This window comes from Citrobacter sp. U14242, from assembly GCF_046555775.1.
In the GTDB taxonomy this organism is placed as follows: domain Bacteria; phylum Pseudomonadota; class Gammaproteobacteria; order Enterobacterales; family Enterobacteriaceae; genus Citrobacter.
In genome coordinates, this window is the sequence record NZ_JBKGLW010000003.1 from 229,209 (window position 1) to 248,553 (window position 19,345).

16 protein-coding genes are annotated in these 19,345 nt (G+C 51.1%); 8 read left to right on the forward strand and 8 right to left on the reverse strand.

The features are described from left to right. Nucleotides 1–88: 88 nt before the first annotated feature. The 7 genes from ppiD to bolA form a co-directional block, all read right to left on the reverse strand. The gene (gene ppiD / locus ACLJXE_RS06085; protein WP_410750365.1) at nt 89–1,963 is read right to left on the reverse strand and encodes a peptidylprolyl isomerase; all 1,875 of its coding nucleotides are present in this window, start codon (nt 1,961–1,963) and stop codon (nt 89–91) included. Between the two features lie 267 nt (nt 1,964–2,230). Next, nucleotides 2,231–2,521 (reverse strand): nucleoid-associated protein HU-beta, encoded by a 291-nt coding sequence (gene hupB, locus ACLJXE_RS06090; protein WP_219352570.1) that lies wholly within the window; start codon nt 2,519–2,521, stop codon nt 2,231–2,233. Between the two features lie 190 nt (nt 2,522–2,711). Further along, on the reverse strand, nt 2,712–5,066 hold the full coding sequence (gene lon, locus ACLJXE_RS06095) for an endopeptidase La (protein WP_016152052.1): 2,355 nt from the start codon (nt 5,064–5,066) through the stop codon (nt 2,712–2,714). A 184-nt stretch (nt 5,067–5,250) separates the two neighbouring features. Then, entirely contained in the window at nt 5,251–6,525 is a 1,275-nt protein-coding gene (gene clpX / locus ACLJXE_RS06100) for an ATP-dependent protease ATP-binding subunit ClpX (protein WP_040232704.1), read from the reverse strand. A 126-nt stretch (nt 6,526–6,651) separates the two neighbouring features. After that, nucleotides 6,652–7,275, reverse strand: coding sequence for an ATP-dependent Clp endopeptidase proteolytic subunit ClpP (gene clpP / locus ACLJXE_RS06105; RefSeq protein WP_003021624.1), 624 nt, complete (start codon nt 7,273–7,275; stop codon nt 6,652–6,654). Nucleotides 7,276–7,522: 247 nt separating this feature from the next. Continuing rightward, entirely contained in the window at nt 7,523–8,821 is a 1,299-nt protein-coding gene (tig, locus tag ACLJXE_RS06110; protein WP_137384629.1) for a trigger factor, read from the reverse strand. A gap of 345 nt (nt 8,822–9,166) precedes the next feature. Next, nucleotides 9,167–9,484 (reverse strand): transcriptional regulator BolA, encoded by a 318-nt coding sequence (gene bolA, locus ACLJXE_RS06115; protein ID WP_040232707.1) that lies wholly within the window; start codon nt 9,482–9,484, stop codon nt 9,167–9,169. A gap of 306 nt (nt 9,485–9,790) precedes the next feature. On the opposite strand from bolA, the gene ACLJXE_RS06120 reads away from it, so the two are divergent. From ACLJXE_RS06120 to ACLJXE_RS06155, 8 genes are all read left to right on the forward strand, one after another. Continuing rightward, nucleotides 9,791–10,369, forward strand: a complete 579-nt coding sequence (locus tag ACLJXE_RS06120; RefSeq protein WP_005125164.1) for a lipoprotein — start codon at nt 9,791–9,793, stop codon at nt 10,367–10,369. Nucleotides 10,370–10,416: 47 nt separating this feature from the next. Then, nucleotides 10,417–11,892 carry a muropeptide MFS transporter AmpG gene (gene ampG / locus ACLJXE_RS06125; RefSeq protein ID WP_410750472.1) on the forward strand — a complete coding sequence of 492 codons (1,476 nt, stop codon included), beginning with the start codon at nt 10,417–10,419 and terminating at the stop codon, nt 11,890–11,892. Between the two features lie 459 nt (nt 11,893–12,351). Then, nucleotides 12,352–13,299, forward strand: coding sequence for a cytochrome o ubiquinol oxidase subunit II (gene cyoA / locus ACLJXE_RS06130; RefSeq protein WP_271441079.1), 948 nt, complete (start codon nt 12,352–12,354; stop codon nt 13,297–13,299). Between the two features lie 19 nt (nt 13,300–13,318). Next, nucleotides 13,319–15,310 (forward strand): cytochrome o ubiquinol oxidase subunit I, encoded by a 1,992-nt coding sequence (gene cyoB, locus ACLJXE_RS06135; RefSeq protein ID WP_003021610.1) that lies wholly within the window; start codon nt 13,319–13,321, stop codon nt 15,308–15,310. Next, nucleotides 15,300–15,914 (forward strand): cytochrome o ubiquinol oxidase subunit III, encoded by a 615-nt coding sequence (locus ACLJXE_RS06140; protein ID WP_045440539.1) that lies wholly within the window; start codon nt 15,300–15,302, stop codon nt 15,912–15,914. Before cyoB ends, ACLJXE_RS06140 begins: the two co-directional genes overlap by 11 nt. After that, nucleotides 15,914–16,243, forward strand: a complete 330-nt coding sequence (locus ACLJXE_RS06145; RefSeq protein WP_003021607.1) for a cytochrome o ubiquinol oxidase subunit IV — start codon at nt 15,914–15,916, stop codon at nt 16,241–16,243. Before ACLJXE_RS06140 ends, ACLJXE_RS06145 begins: the two co-directional genes overlap by 1 nt. Before the next feature lie 11 nt (nt 16,244–16,254). Continuing rightward, entirely contained in the window at nt 16,255–17,145 is an 891-nt protein-coding gene (gene cyoE, locus ACLJXE_RS06150) for a heme o synthase (protein WP_137378452.1), read from the forward strand. Between the two features lie 148 nt (nt 17,146–17,293). Further along, nucleotides 17,294–18,658 carry an MFS transporter gene (locus ACLJXE_RS06155; protein ID WP_410750366.1) on the forward strand — a complete coding sequence of 455 codons (1,365 nt, stop codon included), beginning with the start codon at nt 17,294–17,296 and terminating at the stop codon, nt 18,656–18,658. Nucleotides 18,659–18,703: 45 nt separating this feature from the next. On the opposite strand, the gene ACLJXE_RS06160 is transcribed toward ACLJXE_RS06155, so the two are convergent. Beyond that, nucleotides 18,704–19,195: a YajQ family cyclic di-GMP-binding protein gene (locus ACLJXE_RS06160; RefSeq protein WP_003831002.1), complete on the reverse strand. Its 492-nt coding sequence runs from the start codon at nt 19,193–19,195 to the stop codon at nt 18,704–18,706. Between the last annotated feature and the right edge of the window lie 150 nt (nt 19,196–19,345).

A 19,345-nucleotide genomic window follows, 5' to 3' on the forward strand; every position in this document is an offset into this window, starting at 1 on the left:
ACAAATGGCAATTTTCAGAAATGGAAAAGGCCGCGAAAGCGGCCTTTGGTATATACAACTTTTTGCAATTTTTTGCGAGAAGCCTCGGTTATTGCTGCTGTTCCAGCGCGTCACCAACTTTAATTTTTGCCGCTTTACGCAGGTTGCTCATCAGTGCTTCGAAGACAATCTGAGCGTTGTTCTGAGTAATCCCCTGAACCATCGCTTTTTTCTGTGCTTCTGGCATTGAGCCGGCTTTTACTTCGTCCAGCGCCAACAGTACAACGTTACCCTGCATATCGTTCGCCACACCGTAGCTCGGCTTGTCTTTCGCAGGCAGACTCAGGCCAAATGCCGCCTGACTCAGCGGATCCTGGCCCGTACGGCTCAGCGTTTTCGCTTCGCCAAAGCTCAGACCCGCCGCTTTCAGCGCTTCGCCGCCTTTACCAGCTTTCAGATCGGCCAGCAGTTTATCAGCATCCAGTTTCGCCTGCTGCTCAGCTTTATTGTGCTTAACGAGCGCGGTAACCTGTTCTTTCACTTCCGCTAACGGCTTAACGGCTTCTGCTTTGTGTTCGCTAATACGCAGCACAAACGCACGATCGCCATCCACGGTGATGATGTCAGAGTTACTGCCCGGCGTACCGTTCTCGCCTATCAGACCACCATTGAAAATGATGTCAGCAACAGGTTTGAAATTCAGTTCTTCCGGCAGACTGTCACGGCTAAACCAGCCCGTCTCAACCGCTTTCATCCCTGCAGCCTGCTCCGCACCCGCCAGAGATTCGTTATCATTGCTGGCAGCATCACTCACTTTCTGCTGCAACGCATAATAGGCATCCAGCGCTTTTTCCTGCTTAACTTTCGCTGCAATGTCGTCACGGGCTTCACTCAGCGGTTTAACCTGCGCAGGTTGCACATCATCAAGGCGCGCAACGAGGAAACCAACAGAAGACTTAATCACGCCTGACAGTTGGCCTTTTTCTTTCAGACCGGCATTTTTCAGTTCATCTGGGGTGGTGGAGTCTTCCAGCCAACCCATATCACCGCCGTTACGAGCAGAGATGATATCGGCAGATTTTTCTTTCGCCAGGGTCGCAAAATCACCACCTTTGTTCAGCGCATCAAGCACCGCTTTTGCTTCATCTTCTGTTTTGGTCTGGATGATGCTGTAGCGGTTACGCTGCGGCTGAGTGAACTGATCCTGATGCTGGTCATAATAAGACTGAATATCAGCATCGCTGGCGGTTTCCTGCATTGCTGCAGCATCCAGCTTGATATAGCTCACACGGAACTGTTCCGGCGTCATAAAGCGGTTTTTATTCTGCTCGTAGTAACTGGCCACTTCTTCGTCGGTAACCGACTGCTTCGCAGCAAGAGCATTAACATCAATCGTCGCTTCACGTACGATACGTTGCTGTGCAACCAGTGCAGCCAGTTCGTCCGTTTCCCCCTTCAGCATGAAGTCGGTTCCGGCAACGCCGTTGATCAACTGTTGCGTGGTGAGCTGGTTACGCAATGCCTGAGCATACTGATCTGCAGTCATTCCCATCTGATTCACAATCGCATTGTAGCGGTTGTTATCAAATTTGCCGTCAACCTGGAAAGCCGGAGTGGCGAAAATAGCCTGCTTAATCTGATCGTCGCTAATGTTGAGCTTAAGCTCACGGGAGTACTGATCCAGCAGCGCTTCGTCCACAAGACGATTCAGCACCTGCTGACGCAGCGTTTTCATATAACCTTCGTTCGCCGCCAGCTCAGAATATTGATCGCCCAGCTGTTGCTGCATGCGGTTACGTTCGCTGTTGAACGCATTCTCGAACTGCCCGCGGCTGATCTCCTGGCCATTCACTTTAGCGGCGTAGTTATTGCCCCCGCCAATCAGGTAACCACTCACGCCGGTCAAAATGAACGACACGATAATGATACCGAAAATAATCTTGAGCACGAGACTGTTAGCAGCCGTGCGTAAGCTGTCCATCATGGTGTAACCACACTCCGCTGTAGATGACTATACGCGTTATCCTTCAGGCCGCCTGCGCGTTGACACAACAACGGCGGCAAGGATTTTGAGTATATATGCTTCACGCAGCATAGCGTTTCCTGAACGCTGCGCACAAAGGCCTATTGTGACAAGAAACTGGGGCAATTGTCAGCCCACAACGCGTAGAAAGTACCGGAATCAGAAATAAAAAAGGCACATCGGTTGATGCGCCCTTGTACTTAGTCACATCCCCAAAGGGGAAATCACTTAGTTTACCGCGTCTTTCAGTGCTTTACCTGCACGGAAGCCCGGTACCTTAGCCGCGGCGATGGTGATCTCTTTACCTGTTTGCGGGTTGCGACCAGTACGGGCAGCACGCTCTTTAACGGCAAAAGTACCAAAACCTACCAGTGCTACGTCATCACCTTCTTTCAGGGATTCGGTAACAGAAGCAATAATTGCATCTAACGCACGTCCAGCCGCAGCTTTAGAGATATCAGCCCCTGCAGCAATTTTGTCGATCAGTTGAGATTTATTCACTCTTCTCTTCCTCTTTATAATATATATCGCACCTGAATCCTTCAAAGTGCGACCGCGCAGCAGTTATATCAGGCCTGCCATGCCCTTACAACACCCGATAATGATGGCAAGCCCAATCCGTTATCTAAATTAGCTATACAAAAAAAGGCTGGCAAGCCCGAAATGGCCTGCCAGCCCTGTTTTTATTAATGCTCTTTGCGCGAGGTCACTATTTTGCCGTCACAACCTGCATTCCAGAGGGTTCATTTTGCAACGCAAGAGTCAGAACTTCCTCAATACGTTTCACCGGATGGATGTCCAGATCGGCGATAACGTTGTCCGGAATCTCTTCCAGGTCACGTTTGTTTTCGTCTGGAATTAAGACCGTCTTAATACCACCACGGTGCGCCGCCAACAGTTTTTCTTTCAAACCACCGATAGGCAGAACCTGACCACGCAGGGTGATCTCGCCAGTCATCGCCACATCGGCACGAACCGGATTACCGGTCAGGCATGAGACCAGCGCAGTGCACATGGCAATACCCGCACTTGGACCATCTTTCGGCGTCGCGCCTTCAGGTACGTGAACGTGGATGTCGCGTTTTTCGTAAAAGTCCGGGTTAATACCCAGTTTTTCCGCACGCGCACGCACCACGGTCAGTGCTGCCTGAATGGATTCCTGCATCACTTCGCCGAGCGATCCGGTGTAAGTCAGCTTGCCTTTACCAGGAACACAGGCGGTTTCAATGGTCAGCAGATCGCCGCCCACTTCTGTCCATGCCAGACCCGTGACCTGACCGACGCGGTTTTCGTTATCCGCACGGCCATAGTCAAAGCGCTGCACACCCAGGTAGTCGTGCAGGTTATCGCCATTGATCTCAATGTGTTTCAGTGACTTATCGAGCAACAATTGCTTAACTGCTTTACGGCACAGTTTGGAGATTTCACGCTCCAGACTACGCACGCCCGCTTCACGAGTGTAGTAACGAATGATGCCCACAATGGCGCTATCGTCGACCGTCAGCTCGCCTTTTTTCAGCGCATTACGCTCAATCTGTTTTGGCAACAGATGACGTTTAGCTATATTAAGCTTCTCGTCTTCGGTATAGCCAGACAGACGAATCACTTCCATACGATCCAGCAACGGTGCCGGAATGTTCATGGAGTTCGACGTCGCAACGAACATGACGTCGCTGAGGTCGTAGTCCACTTCCAGGTAGTGATCGCTGAACGCCACGTTCTGCTCTGGATCCAGCACCTCAAGCAGCGCTGATGCCGGATCGCCACGCATGTCAGAAGACATTTTGTCGATCTCATCAAGCAGGAACAGCGGGTTTTTCACGCCCACTTTGGCCATTTTCTGGATCAGTTTGCCCGGCATCGAGCCAATATAAGTCCGGCGGTGACCACGAATTTCAGCCTCATCACGCACGCCACCCAGCGCCATACGGATGTATTTACGCCCTGTCGCCTTCGCGATGGACTGACCCAGAGAGGTTTTACCCACCCCTGGCGGTCCAACCAGACACAGGATCGGTCCCTTGATTTTGTTCACACGGCTCTGGACCGCAAGATACTCAAGAATACGGTCTTTCACACGCTCCAGACCATAATGGTCGGTATCGAGGATTTCCTGTGCCTGACGCAGGTCTTTTTTGACCTTGCTACGCGCGTTCCACGGCACCTGTACCATCCAGTCGATGTAGCCGCGTACCACGGTGGCTTCCGCCGACATCGGAGACATCATTTTCAGCTTCTGCAGCTCTGCTTCCGCTTTCTCTTTTGCCTCTTTCGGCATCTTCGCCGCGTCAATCTTACGTTTCAGCGCTTCGTTTTCATCCGGCGCATCATCCATCTCGCCGAGCTCTTTCTGAATCGCTTTCATTTGCTCATTCAGATAGTACTCACGCTGAGACTTCTCCATCTGCTTTTTCACGCGGTTGCGAATGCGTTTTTCAACCTGCAGCAGATCGATTTCGGATTCCATCATTGCCATCAGATATTCCAGACGTTCATTCACGTCTGACATCTCCAGCACGGACTGCTTATCCGCCAGCTTCAGCGGCATATGGGCAGCGATGGTGTCCGCCAGACGCGCGGGATCGTCAATGCTGTTAAGCGACGTCAGCACTTCTGGTGGGATTTTTTTGTTTAGCTTGATATAGCCTTCGAACTGGCTGATTGCGGTACGCACCAGCACTTCCTGTTCGCGCTCATCAATAGCAGGCGAATCAAGGTACTCCGCTTTCGCAGAGAAATGCTCGCCGTTATCAGACAGCGCAGAAATACGCGCGCGCTGTAACCCCTCGACCAGCACTTTTACGGTGCCGTCAGGCAGTTTCAGCATCTGCAAAATAGAGGCCACGGTCCCGACGGTGAAAAGATCGTTTACACCCGGCTCATCCGTTGACGCTTCTTTCTGCGCGACCAGCATGATTTTTTTATCATGGTCCATAGCCGCTTCAAGACAACGGATAGATTTTTCCCGCCCTACAAATAAGGGTATGACCATGTGCGGATAAACCACCACATCGCGCAACGGCAATACGGGGATTTCAATGCGTTCAGAACGCTCAGGATTCATAGAGCTCTCTCTTAGTTTAGTTTCCGCCAGGTAATCAGGTGGTACGACTGTGCTTCACACCACCTTTAACATGTATGTCAGTATATGGGGATGTTTCCCACACATTCAACGCCATGTTTACGGAAAAATAAAAGGGGAGATAAAATCCCCCCTTTTTGGTTAAACGTCTGTATGAATTGATGAATTATTCGCCAGATGCCTGCTGTGCTTCCGGCTTACCGTAAATCAGCAACGGCTTGCTCTGACCGCCAATCACAGACTCGTCGATCACCACTTTTTCAACGTCTTCCATAGAAGGAAGATCGTACATAGTGTCCAGCAACGCGGCTTCTACGATAGAACGCAGACCACGCGCACCGGTTTTACGAATCATCGCTTTCCTGGCGATAGCATCCAGCGCTTCCTCGCGGAATTCCAGATCCACACCTTCAAGATTGAACAGCGCCTGATACTGCTTAGTCAGGGCGTTTTTCGGTTCTTTCAGGATCTGGATCAGCGCTTCTTCACTCAGTTCGCTCAGCGTTGCCACAACGGGCAGACGGCCGATGAACTCAGGGATCAAACCAAATTTGATCAGATCTTCTGGTTCAACCTGCGACAGCAGTTCACCTTCGCTGGCCTTATCGGACTGGGCTTTTACCGTCGCGCCAAAACCAATGCCGGAGCCGGTTTCAACACGGTTAGCAATCACCTTATCCAGACCGGCAAACGCACCACCACAGATAAACAGAATCTTAGAGGTATCAACCTGCAAGAACTCCTGCTGCGGATGTTTGCGTCCACCCTGTGGCGGAACGGCAGCAACCGTACCTTCGATCAGTTTCAACAGCGCCTGCTGTACGCCTTCACCGGAAACGTCACGCGTAATAGACGGATTGTCTGATTTACGCGAAATCTTGTCGATCTCATCGATATAGACAATACCGCGCTGCGCTTTCTGCACGTCGTAATCGCACTTCTGCAACAGCTTCTGAATAATATTTTCAACATCTTCACCCACATAACCGGCTTCGGTCAGGGTGGTGGCATCGGCCATTGTGAACGGAACGTCCAGCAGACGCGCCAGCGTTTCAGCCAACAGCGTTTTACCAGAACCCGTCGGGCCAATTAGCAGGATGTTACTTTTGCCCAACTCGACGCCATTGCTGGTGTCGCCGTTGCGCAGACGTTTGTAATGGTTGTATACCGCGACCGCCAGCACTTTCTTCGCCTGTTCCTGGCCAATAACGTAATCGTCCAGGTGGTTGCGAATTTCATGTGGCGTCGGCAGCGCACTGCGTTCACGGTGCGGTGCTACTTCCTTAATCTCTTCGCGAATGATGTCGTTACATAAATCAACACATTCGTCGCAGATATACACGGATGGTCCGGCAATCAGCTTACGCACTTCATGCTGGCTTTTGCCGCAAAAAGAGCAGTACAACAATTTGCCCGAGCCATCTTTGCGTTTATCTGTCATGGGTCAAAACCTCTTCTTTGTTCTTTGTGCCGCACACGACGACGCAAATGCCATTCTCAGGCGCAAGACGCTAGTCAGCGTTGTGCCGCTCCAGGTAATTATAGCGGCACACCTGCGCCCTGGGCATTAATTACGATGGGTCAAAATCGAGTCGACCAGACCGTACTCCACCGCTTCAGAAGCGGAGAGGAAGCGATCGCGCTCGGTATCACGTTCAATCTGCTCGAGAGATTGACCCGTATGATGCGCCATAAGTTCGTTCATGCGCCCTTTTACCTTCAGGATTTCACGGGCATGAATTTCAATATCCGTTGCCTGACCCTGGTAACCGCCCAGAGGCTGGTGGATCATGACGCGAGAGTTAGGCAGGCAAAAACGTTTACCTTTCGCCCCGGCAGTCAGCAGAAACGCGCCCATTGAGGCCGCCTGGCCCATACAAATGGTGCTAACGTCCGGCTTAATAAACTGCATGGTGTCATAGATAGACATCCCTGCAGTAATCACGCCACCAGGGGAGTTAATATACAGGTAGATATCTTTTTCCGGGTTTTCTGCTTCCAGGAACAGCATCTGCGCCACAATCAGGTTAGCCATATGGTCTTCGACCTGGCCGGTCAGAAAAATGACGCGTTCCTTAAGTAGACGAGAATAGATATCAAAAGAGCGCTCACCACGCGAGGTCTGTTCAATGACCATCGGCACCAGCGCCATATGGGGTGCAAAGTTATCTCGTTCGCCGCTGTATGACATTTCCGTCTCCTGGATAAAATTTGAAAAAACCTGCTGTGCTGATTGTAACCTTATGGACGGATTATCAGCTAGTCCCTCTGTAATGGGTACGACATCGCCATAATTCAAGCATAACAATCTTTTGTTGTAACGCTAACACTGAAACGCTGTTTTCGCACCCTTCCCATGCAAAATGCGTGACAAAAAAAAACCCGCCACCAGAAGGTGACGGGTTTATGTGCGAATTTCGTGCTATAAAAGCAACGAATTACGCCTGCTGGTTCATCAGTTCGTTGAAAGTAGTGGCTTTTTCAGTCACTTTAGCTTTCGCCAGAACCGCTTCAACAGCCTGTTCTTCCAGAGCGACGTTACGCATGTTGTCCATCAGCTCTTTGTTTTTGCTGTAGAACTCAACAACTTCTTTCGGATCTTCGTAAGCAGAAGCCATTTCTTCGATCAGGCCTTTTACGCGATCTTCGTCAGCTTTCAGTTCATTGGTACGAATCACTTCGCCCAGCAGCAGTCCAACAACTACGCGACGCTTAGCCTGTTCTTCGAACAGTTCACGCGGCAGTTCCAGAGCTTGCTTCTCGTTGCCACCGAAACGCTGTGCAGCCTGACGACGCAGAACGTCGATTTCGCTGTCGATCAGTGCAGCAGGAACGTCGATGTCGTTGGCTTTAACCAGACCTTCGATCGCCTGAGACTTAACGCGGTTACGCACAGCGCCTTTCAGCTCACGTTCCATGTTTTTACGTACTTCAGCACGCAGACCGGCTACGGAACCATCTTCAACGCCAAAACGTTTGATGAATTCTTCGGTCAGTTCCGGCAGTTCACGTTCTTCAACTTTCTTCAGGTTGATAACGAATTTAGCGGCTTTACCTTTCAGGTTTTCAGCGTGGTACTCTTCCGGGAAGGTCACGTCGATGGTGAACTCTTCGCCAGCTTTGTGGCCTTTAACGCCTTCTTCAAAGCCCGGGATCATACGACCCTGGCCCATCGCCAGTACGAAGTCAGACGCTTTGCCGCCTTCGAACTCTTCGCCGTCTACAGAACCGGTAAAGTCGATGGTGACACGGTCTTCTGCGTCAGCAGCGCCGTCTTTGTCTTTCCAGGTAGCCTGCTGCTTACGCAGGGTATCCAGCATAACGTCAACGTCAGCGTCGGTAACTTCAACAACCGGTTTTTCAACTTCGATTGCATCCAGACCGGTCAGCTCAACTTCCGGGTAAACTTCGAACTCTACCGCGTAAGTGAAATCTTCACCCAGTTTGTATTCGCCCGGAACGTAGTTCGGTGCGCCAGCCGGATTAATTTTTTCTTTGATGATGGCATCAACGAAGTTACGGCTCATCAGGTCACCCAGAACGTCCTGGCGAACAGAAGCGCCATAACGCTGAGCAACGACATTCATCGGTACTTTTCCTTTGCGGAAACCGTCAATACGCACTTTCTTCGCTACGTTGACCAGCTCGCTTTTCACAGCGGTCTCGATGCTGTCAGCAGCGATAGTAATCGTTACACGGCGGCCAAGGCCTTGAGTGGTTTCAACTGAAACTTGCATCTTGTTACCTCAAAAAATCACAGTGCTCGGTCAACTCTTCTCCGCAAGCACAGGTTGTTGGCTTCGCGGAACTGGGATGTTCTCATAATCAATCACATTCCCTGTCGTCAGAATCATCCCGAAGACATTCCGAAAAATAAGACGCGCATTATAGCGGCATCACTTTTATGAGTCGAGAACGGTTATTGCGCGTTGCTGCGGCTTTTTTCACAATTCCCGGCTAATTTTTGTCTGAATACTGGACGACCTACTCAGAATTCAGACAAAACAAAACGGCCCGCAGGCCGTTTTCACATAATCTGTAGCAACATACTGGAAAAGCGCCGGTTGTTGCAAATCCGTTTTTTAGGCGATGCTTCCCGCTCCACGACACGGAGGTGATGCAAAAATGGTATCCTGCAACGCCTCCCATTCCTTAATGGTGTAGGTATGCAGGGCCAGAGCATGTACGGTTGTGGAAAGCTCCGCCGTTAACGTGCTGTAAATCATCCGATGACGATTAAGAAAACGTTCACCTGTAAAGCGATCGCTGACCAGCACAACCTTAAAGTGGCTTTCAGAACCTGCCGGGACATTGTGACGATAGCTTTCATCCACAACTTCGAGGAACACGGGTTGGAACGCTGCCCTTAATTTTTCTTCTATTTGCTCACGAATCATCATGAAATTTTTCCTCCGACAACGCTGAGATGTCACCCATCCCTTTAAATATTAGCCGCTTTTACCGTTTTCATTACACCTTAGCAACAAAAAATTAGCGCTTGTCTGATTTTCTCACCCAAACGAATGAAGTTCACTGATTCTTGTGTTCGCGTTATTGCAAAAAGGCCATTTATGGTCTCTACAACATCATCAAACGGACAACATGATGAATTTACATGCGTTACCCACTTCCCCTCATCGTTGGCGATGTTATGATGGCGGGAATTTTCTCTAACCATACAATTTAGATTCGCTGAGAGCCCTGGCATGTTTAAAAAAATCCTCTTCCCTTTAGTCGCGTTGTTTATGTTGGCTGGCTGCGCAACTCCGCCCACTACCATCAACGTATCGCCGAAAATTACCCTGCCACAGCAGGATCCGAGTCTGATGGGAGTGACTGTCAGCATCAACGGCGCCGACCAGCGTCAGGATCAGGCGCTGGCAAAAGTGACCCGCGACAATCAACTGGTTACTCTGACTGCGTCTCGCGATCTACGCTTCCTGCTGCAAGAAGTGCTGGAAAAGCAGATGACTGCACGCGGTTATATGGTGGGTCCAAACGGTGCAGTTAACCTGCAAATCATCGTAAGCCAGCTGTATGCTGACGTGTCTCAGGGTAGCGTGCGCTATAACATCGCAACCAAAGCAGACATTGCCATTATTGCAACGGCTGCCAACGGCAACAAGATGACCAAAAACTACCGTGCCAGCTACTCTGTTGAAGGCGCATTCCAGGCCTCTAACAAAAATATTGCTGATGCCGTTAACAGCGTCCTGACCGACACCATCGCTGATATGTCCCAGGACACCAGTGTTCACGATTTCATCAAGCAGAACGCTCGCTAATTTAAGCCCCCTGACCCGGCATTTCGCCGGGTCAGCTTTTAATGCCCATGTCCAATCACTATTTACGTATTTTTCAGCAACCAAAATCAGCGATTCTGCTGATGTTAGGTTTTGCTTCCGGTTTACCGCTCGCCCTGACCTCCGGTACGCTTCAGGCGTGGATGACGGTCGAAAACATCGATCTGAAAACTATCGGTTTCTTTTCTCTGGTCGGCCAGGCCTACGTCTTTAAGTTTCTCTGGTCCCCGGTGATGGACCGCTACACGCCACCGTTTTTAGGTCGTCGTCGCGGTTGGCTATTGACGACCCAGGTGATGCTTCTTATTTCCATCGCCGCGATGGGTTTTCTGGAACCAGGAACGCAGTTACGCTGGATGGCGGCACTCGCAGTGGTGATCGCATTTTGTTCCGCGTCGCAGGATATTGTTTTTGACGCCTGGAAAACAGACGTTTTACCGGCAGAAGAACGTGGTACCGGTGCAGCAATCAGCGTACTGGGTTACCGCCTGGGGATGCTGGTTTCCGGTGGTCTGGCACTGTGGATGGCCGACCGCTGGCTCGGCTGGCAGGGTATGTACTGGCTGATGGCGGCACTACTAATTCCCTGCATTATCGCCACCCTGTTAGCGCCCGAACCCACTGACACCATTCCAGTGCCCAAAACACTGGAACAAGCGGTTGCTGCGCCACTGCGTGACTTTTTTGGCCGTAACAACGCCTGGCTGATTTTGCTGCTCATTGTGCTGTATAAGCTTGGTGATGCTTTCGCCATGAGCCTGACCACGACGTTTTTAATCCGCGGCGTCGGATTTGATGCCGGTGAAGTCGGCGTCGTCAATAAAACGCTGGGACTGCTGGCGACAATAATCGGCGCGCTGTACGGCGGGATCCTGATGCAGCGCCTTTCGCTGTTTCGCGCGTTACTCATTTTCGGCATTCTGCAGGGCGTATCAAACGCCGGATACTGGCTGCTTTCTATTACAGACAAGCACATGATCAGTATGGCGGCAGCGGTTTTCTTCGAAAACCTGTGCGGCGGAATGGGTACTGCGGCGTTTGTCGCCTTATTAATGACGCTGTGTAATAAATCGTTCTCCGCAACCCAGTTTGCCCTACTCTCTGCCCTTTCGGCTGTTGGCCGCGTCTATGTGGGCCCAGTGGCAGGTTGGTTCGTCGAGGCCCACGGTTGGCCCACGTTTTATCTGTTTTCCGTGTTTGCCGCGATCCCAGGACTCCTGCTGCTGCTGGTTTGTCGCCAGACGCTGGAACATAGCTGGCAAAATGAGAGTTTTATTCCACGCACAGAGTTTCGTGGTGCGTACAATCTGGCTTTGATGACGTTAGTGGCGGGCTGCTGTTTGCTGGCTGTCTGGCTGCTACTTCTGACGATGAACGCCCTCGATTACACCAACTTCTCTTTCCTGTCGGAACTGCTTGAAGTGGCCGTCGTGGTCGCCGTCTGCGGTGTGGTATTCGGTGGACTGCTGGATTATTTGGCACTACGCAAAACTCGTCTGGCGTAATCTGACCGGTTTATTTGGCCGTTGTAATCACCCTGCGTAATTATAACGGCTAAATAAACAGCAGTTAATAAAAATATAATTTGTTGTTTTGTGCGCCATAGAATTTGGAAATTATTGACTCCTTTTATAAATTCTATTTTCCTTACTCGATTCAGCCGAATCAGATTTATTTTTTGTTCGTTATTTGTCTTTTTATTGATAATCAATTGTTAAGCAATTGTTTTATTTTCGTATTGGTTATACCAATTGCCCTCAACACCTCCCCTGCTCGCCCGCTTTCGTTATAACGTGATGTTGCAACAGGTTCTTAAAGCCGAGGCGACATATATTGCAACATATGTGACATGCACGGCAGAACCCGGTAACACAGATCCAATGATGTTTACAGTAATGTAACCTTCCCGTAAAATGCCCTCACACTTTAAACGCCACCCGGTCCCGTGGAATTGAGGTCGTTAAATGAGACTCAGGAAATACAATAAAAGTTTGGGATGGTTGTCATTAATTGCAGGCACTGCATTACTCAGTGGTTGTAATTCTGCGCTGCTTGACCCTAAAGGACAGATTGGACTGGAACAACGGTCATTGATACTGACGGCATTTGGCCTGATGTTGATTGTCGTTATTCCTGCCATCTTGATGGCTGTTGGTTTTGCCTGGAAGTATCGTGCAAGCAATAAAGATGCGAAGTACAGCCCGAACTGGTCACACTCCAATAAAGTGGAAGCTGTGGTCTGGACGGTGCCTATCTTAATCATTATTTTCCTTGCCGTTCTGACCTGGAAAACCACTCACGCTCTTGAGCCAAGCAAACCGCTGGCGCATGACGAGAAGCCCATTACCATCGAAGTGGTTTCCATGGACTGGAAATGGTTCTTCATCTATCCGGAACAGGGTATCGCTACCGTGAATGAAATCGCCTTCCCGGCGAATACTCCGGTTGAATTCAAAGTGACATCCAACTCCGTGATGAACTCCTTCTTTATCCCGCGTCTGGGTAGCCAGATTTATGCCATGGCCGGTATGCAGACTCGACTGCATCTGATCGCCAACGAAGTCGGTACTTATGATGGTATCTCCGCAAGCTACAGCGGACCCGGCTTCTCCGGTATGAAGTTCAAGGCTATCGCAACAAAGGACCGCGCCGAATTCGACCAATGGGTTGCTAAAGCGAAACAGTCCACGAACACCATGAGCGACATGGCTGCGTTCGAGAAAGTGGCTGCGCCAAGCGAATACAACCAGGTGGAATACTTCTCCAACGTGAAACCCGATTTGTTTAAAGACGTTATTAACAAATTTATGGCTCACGGTAAGAGCATGGACATGACCCAACCCGAAGGTGAGCACAACGCACACGAAGGCATGGAAGGCATGGACATGAGCCACGCGGAATCCGCTCACTAAGGGGCCGAGGAAGAATACGATGTTCGGAAAATTGACGCTGGATGCAGTGCCGTTCCATGAACCCATTGTCATGGTTACGATCGCTGCCATTATCATCGGTGGTGCGGCCTTACTCGGCCTAATCACTTACTTCGGTAAGTGGACCTACCTGTGGAAAGAGTGGCTGACTTCGGTTGACCACAAACGCCTTGGCATCATGTATGTCATCGTCGCAATCGTCATGTTGATTCGTGGCTTTGCCGACGCCATCATGATGCGTAGTCAGCAAGCGCTGGCTTCTGCAGGTGAAGCGGGCTTCCTGCCTCCTCACCACTACGACCAGATCTTCACGGCTCACGGCGTGATCATGATCTTCTTCGTGGCAATGCCATTTGTTATCGGTCTGATGAACCTGGTGGTTCCGCTGCAGATCGGCGCACGTGACGTTGCTTTCCCATTCCTGAACAACCTGAGCTTCTGGTTCACCGTTGTCGGCGTAATCCTGGTTAACCTGTCTCTGGGCGTAGGTGAATTCGCACAGACCGGTTGGCTGGCCTATCCGCCGCTCTCGGGAATAGAGTACAGTCCAAGCGTCGGGGTCGATTATTGGATATGGGCAGTCCAGTTGTCCGGTATCGGTACAACGCTGACCGGTATCAACTTCTTTGTGACCATCATTAAGATGCGTGCACCAGGTATGACGATGTTCAAGATGCCAGTATTTAGCTGGGCATCTCTGTGCGCCAACATCCTGATTATCGCGTCTTTCCCAATCCTGACGGTTACCGTCGCGTTGCTGACCCTGGATCGCTATCTGGGCACCCATTTCTTTACCAACGATATGGGCGGCAACATGATGATGTACATCAACCTGATTTGGGCCTGGGGCCATCCGGAAGTGTACATCCTGGTTCTGCCGGTCTTCGGGGTGTTCTCCGAAATCGCTGCAACCTTCTCGCGTAAACGCCTGTTTGGTTACACCTCACTGGTGTGGGCAACCGTGTGTATCACCGTTCTGTCGTTCGTTGTTTGGCTGCACCACTTCTTCACCATGGGTGCAGGCGCTAACGTAAACGCCTTCTTCGGTATTACCACCATGATTATCGCCATCCCGACCGGGGTGAAGATCTTCAACTGGCTGTTCACCATGTATCAGGGCCGTATCGTATTCCACTCAGCGATGCTGTGGACGATTGGCTTTATCGTGACCTTCTCAGTCGGCGGTATGACCGGTGTGCTGTTGGCGGTTCCGGGTGCGGACTTCGTACTGCACAACAGTCTGTTCCTGATTGCGCACTTCCATAACGTTATCATCGGCGGCGTCGTATTTGGCTGCTTCGCAGGTATGACCTACTGGTGGCCAAAAGCGTTCGGCTTCACGCTGAACGAAACCTGGGGTAAACGCGCATTCTGGTTCTGGATCATCGGCTTCTTCGTGGCATTTATGCCGCTGTACGTGCTGGGCTTCATGGGTATGACTCGTCGTCTCAGCCAGCAGATTGACCCACAGTTCCATCCAATGCTGGTCGTTGCCGCCTGCGGTGCCGCACTGATTGCACTGGGTATCCTGTGCCAGCTGATTCAGATCTACGTGTCTATTCGTGACCGCGAGCAGAATCGTGACCTGACCGGTGACCCATGGGGTGGTCGTACGCTGGAGTGGGCAACCTCTTCCCCGCCGCCGTTCTATAACTTTGCTGTTGTGCCACACGTCCACGAGCGTGATGCCTTCTGGGAAATGAAAGAAAAAGGTGAAGCGTACAAGCAGCCTGCGCACTATGAAGAAATTCATATGCCGAAGAATAGCGGTGCCGGTATCGTCATTACCGCCTTCGCAACACTGTTTGGTTTCGCCATGATCTGGCATATCTGGTGGCTGGCGATTGCAAGCTTCGCAGGCATGATCATCAGCTGGATCGTGAAAAGCTTTGATGAAGACGTGGATTACTACGTGCCGGTACCGGAAGTCGAAAAACTGGAAAACCAGCATTTCGATGAGATTACTAAGGCAGGGCTGAAAAATGGCAACTGATACTTTAACGCACGCGAATGCCCACGCGCACGAACACGGGCACCACGATGCAGGCCAGACCAAAATCTTCGGATTTTGGATCTACCTGATGAGCGACTGCATTCTGTTCTCTATTCTGTTTGCAACCTATGCCGTTCTGGTGAACGGCACCGCAGGTGGCCCAACAGGTAAGGACATTTTTGAACTGCCGTTCGTTCTTGTTGAAACATTCCTGCTGTTATTCAGCTCCATTACTTACGGCATGGCGGCGATCGCCATGTACAAGAACAACAAGAGCCAGGTTATCTCCTGGCTGGCGTTGACCTTCTTGTTTGGTGCCGGATTCATCGGGATGGAACTCTATGAATTCCATCACCTGATTGTTAACGGTATGGGCCCGGATCGCAGCGGCTTCCTGTCTGCGTTCTTCGCGCTGGTCGGCACGCACGGTCTGCACGTCACCTCCGGTCTTATCTGGATGGCGGTGCTGATGGTGCAAGTTGCTCGTCGCGGCCTGACCAGTACTAACCGCACCCGCATCATGTGCCTGAGCCTGTTCTGGCACTTCCTTGATGTGGTGTGGATCTGTGTGTTCACTGTTGTTTATCTGATGGGGGCGATGTAATGAGTCATGCTAACGAGAGCGGCGGCGCATCCCATGGCAGCGTAAAAACCTACATGACAGGTTTTATCCTGTCGATCATCCTGACGGTCATTCCGTTCTGGATGGTCATGACAGGTTCTGCCTCTCCGGCCGTCATTCTGGGAACTATTCTGGCAATGGCAGTGGTACAGATTCTGGTGCACCTGGTGTGCTTCCTGCACATGAATAGTAAATCTGATGAAGGTTGGAACATGACGGCCTTTGTCTTTACTGTGCTAATCATCGCCATCCTGGTTGTGGGCTCCATCTGGATTATGTGGAACCTTAACTACAACATGATGATGCACTAAGAGCGGCGATTATGATGTTTAAGCAATACCTGCAAGTAACGAAACCAGGCATCATCTTTGGCAACCTGATCTCGGTGATTGGGGGATTCCTGCTGGCCTCGAAAGGCAGCATCGATTATCCCCTGTTTATCTACACGCTGGTTGGGGTGTCACTGGTTGTGGCGTCGGGTTGTGTATTTAACAACTACATCGACAGGGATATCGACAGGAAGATGGAGAGGACCAAAAACCGCGTGCTGGTTAAAGGTCTGATTTCCCCTGCGGTCTCGCTGGTATACGCCACCCTGCTGGGTATTGCTGGCTTTATGCTGCTGTGGTTTGGCGCGAACCCTCTTGCCTGCTGGCTGGGGGTAATGGGCTTCGTGGTCTATGTGGGCGTCTATAGCCTGTATATGAAGCGCCATTCCGTTTACGGTACGCTGATTGGCTCACTCTCCGGCGCAGCACCACCGGTGATTGGCTATTGCGCCGTAACCGGTGAGTTCGATAGCGGTGCGCTGATTCTGCTGGCTATTTTCAGCCTGTGGCAGATGCCGCACTCTTACGCGATTGCGATTTTCCGCTTTAAGGATTATCAGGCTGCCAACATCCCGGTACTGCCGGTGGTGAAAGGTATTTCGGTCGCGAAAAACCATATCACGCTGTACATCGTGGCGTTTGCTATTGCCACGCTGATGCTAACCCTGGGCGGCTATGCAGGTTATAAGTACCTGATTGTTGCTGCGGCGGTGAGTGTCTGGTGGTTAGGTATGGCGCTGCGCGGTTATAAAGTGGAAGATGACAAAGTCTGGGCGCGCAAGCTGTTCGGGTTCTCCATCATCGCCATTACCGCGCTTTCCGTGATGATGTCCGTCGACTTTATGGTGCCAAACTCGCAGAACCTGCTGACTTACGTCTGGTAAAAATCTGCTCATGCAAAAAGGGTGCTTCGGCACCCTTTTTTTATTCGCATCATAAATACAACACAATGTCATATTTGTTAAATAACCACGTATTTACCCTGCCTGCATACCGCTTTACACTAGGCGCGAAATTAATACAGAGGTGGGAATGAACGATTACAAAATGACGCCCGGTGAGTTGCGCGCCACCTGGGGTTTAGGGACCGTATTCTCGTTGCGCATGCTTGGCATGTTTATGGTCCTGCCAGTTCTGACCACGTACGGTATGGCGCTACAGGGCGCCAGCGAAGCGTTGATAGGCCTTGCCATCGGCATTTACGGTCTGGCGCAAGCCGTCTTCCAGATCCCCTTTGGCCTGCTCTCTGACCGCATCGGCCGTAAGCCGCTTATTGTCGGCGGGCTGGCGGTATTCGTTCTCGGCAGCGTGATTGCCGCCCTCTCCGATTCAATCTGGGGAATTATTCTCGGCCGCGCCCTACAAGGCTCTGGCGCGATTGCCGCCGCCGTAATGGCGCTGCTTTCCGATTTAACCCGCGAGCAAAACCGCACCAAAGCGATGGCGTTTATCGGCGTTAGCTTTGGTATCACCTTCGCCATTGCGATGGTGCTGGGGCCAATCGTCACCCATGCGCTGGGGCTCCACGCGCTGTTCTGGATGATCGCCGCCCTTGCCACCACGGGGATCGTGCTGACCGTGTGGGTCGTACCCAATAGCACCAGCCATGTGTTGAACCGCGAGTCGGGCATGGTAAAAGATAGCTTCAGCAAAGTGCTGGCGGAGCCCAAACTGCTGAAACTCAATGTTGGCATCATGTGTCTGCACATTTTACTGATGTCCACCTTCGTCGCCTTACCGGGACAACTGGCGAAAGCAGGCTTCCCCGCCGCCGAACACTGGAAAATTTATCTGGTGACGATGCTACTGTCTTTTGTTTCTGTCGTGCCGTTCATCATTTACGCCGAAGTGAAGCGCCGGATGAAACGCGTGTTCCTCGCCTGCGTGTTACTGATTCTTATTGCAGAGATTGTATTGTGGGCCGCTAACATTCGTTTCTGGGGGCTGATTGCGGGCGTACAGCTATTCTTTCTCGCCTTTAACCTGATGGAAGCCCTCCTCCCCTCGCTTATCAGTAAAGAGTCTCCGGCTGGCTATAAAGGCACGGCGATGGGCGTTTACTCCACCAGCCAGTTCCTCGGCGTGGCGATTGGCGGTTCGCTGGGCGGTTGGGTGGTCGAAATGTTTGACGGTCAGGCGGTATTCCTGGCTGGCGCGCTTCTGGCAGCAGTATGGTTATTGGTGGCAAGTACAATGAAAGAGCCGCCGTATGTCAGTAGCCTGCGCGTGGAAATCCCACCTGAAATTGCTGCGGATGACACCCTGAAACAGCGTCTGCTGGCAAAAGAAGGCGTGAGTGAGGTATTAATTGTGGCAAAAGAGCATTCAGCCTACGTGAAAATCGACAGCAAAGTGACCAACCGATTTGAAATTGAGCAGGCGATAAGCCAGGCGTGATGATGAGATTGTCAGATGGCGGTTTGCGCCATCTGACATAACGACTTAGTCGCGGAAGTTTTTGAACTGGAACGGCTGGCCGAGATCGCCACCGCGAACCAGCGCCATAACGGATTGCAGATCGTCACGCGCCTTACCGGTTACACGAATTTCTTCGCCCTGAATCTGCGCCTGCACCTTCAGTTTGCTGTCTTTGATCAGCTTGACAATTTTCTTCTGCACTGCGCTTTCAATACCTTGCTTCAGTTTAGCTTCGACAAACCAGGTTTTACCGCTGTGCACGAAAGTTTCTGGTACATCCAGCGACGTGCCTTCAATACCACGTTTCAGCAGTTTGGCACGCAAAATATCCAGCAACTGATTAACCTGGAAATCAGACTCGCTCAGCACCTTAATCGTCTTATTTGACTCGTTCAGCTCAAAGGTGGCCTCAACGCCACGAAAATCGAAGCGTGACTCCACTTCGCGGCTGGCATTATCGACCGCGTTACGGGCTTCCTGAAGATCAACTTCAGAAACAATATCGAAAGATGGCATCTTTTCCTCTCCCTTCATTTTTGATGCGAAGCATAATACCTGCAAAGTTACTCAACAGACAGCGCTATACTAGGCTGTATCCTTTAATTGTACGTGGTACTGATAGCTGCGAACAATAATGGGATGTAGCGGATATGGATTAACACCTGG

Coding starts and splice junctions, on each gene's coding strand:
- tig (WP_137384629.1), bottom strand. CDS start 8,821: ATGCAAGTTTCAGTTGAAACCACTCAAGGCCTTGGCCGCCGTGTAACG.
- ACLJXE_RS06140 (WP_045440539.1), top strand. CDS start 15,300: ATGGCAACTGATACTTTAACGCACGCGAATGCCCACGCGCACGAACAC.
- lon (WP_016152052.1), bottom strand. CDS start 5,066: ATGAATCCTGAGCGTTCTGAACGCATTGAAATCCCCGTATTGCCGTTG.
- bolA (WP_040232707.1), bottom strand. CDS start 9,484: ATGATGATTCGTGAGCAAATAGAAGAAAAATTAAGGGCAGCGTTCCAA.
- ampG (WP_410750472.1), top strand. CDS start 10,417: ATGTCCAATCACTATTTACGTATTTTTCAGCAACCAAAATCAGCGATT.
- cyoE (WP_137378452.1), top strand. CDS start 16,255: ATGATGTTTAAGCAATACCTGCAAGTAACGAAACCAGGCATCATCTTT.
- ACLJXE_RS06160 (WP_003831002.1), bottom strand. CDS start 19,195: ATGCCATCTTTCGATATTGTTTCTGAAGTTGATCTTCAGGAAGCCCGT.
- cyoB (WP_003021610.1), top strand. CDS start 13,319: ATGTTCGGAAAATTGACGCTGGATGCAGTGCCGTTCCATGAACCCATT.
- ppiD (WP_410750365.1), bottom strand. CDS start 1,963: ATGATGGACAGCTTACGCACGGCTGCTAACAGTCTCGTGCTCAAGATT.
- clpX (WP_040232704.1), bottom strand. CDS start 6,525: ATGACAGATAAACGCAAAGATGGCTCGGGCAAATTGTTGTACTGCTCT.
- cyoA (WP_271441079.1), top strand. CDS start 12,352: ATGAGACTCAGGAAATACAATAAAAGTTTGGGATGGTTGTCATTAATT.
- ACLJXE_RS06120 (WP_005125164.1), top strand. CDS start 9,791: ATGTTTAAAAAAATCCTCTTCCCTTTAGTCGCGTTGTTTATGTTGGCT.
- ACLJXE_RS06155 (WP_410750366.1), top strand. CDS start 17,294: ATGAACGATTACAAAATGACGCCCGGTGAGTTGCGCGCCACCTGGGGT.
- ACLJXE_RS06145 (WP_003021607.1), top strand. CDS start 15,914: ATGAGTCATGCTAACGAGAGCGGCGGCGCATCCCATGGCAGCGTAAAA.
- clpP (WP_003021624.1), bottom strand. CDS start 7,275: ATGTCATACAGCGGCGAACGAGATAACTTTGCACCCCATATGGCGCTG.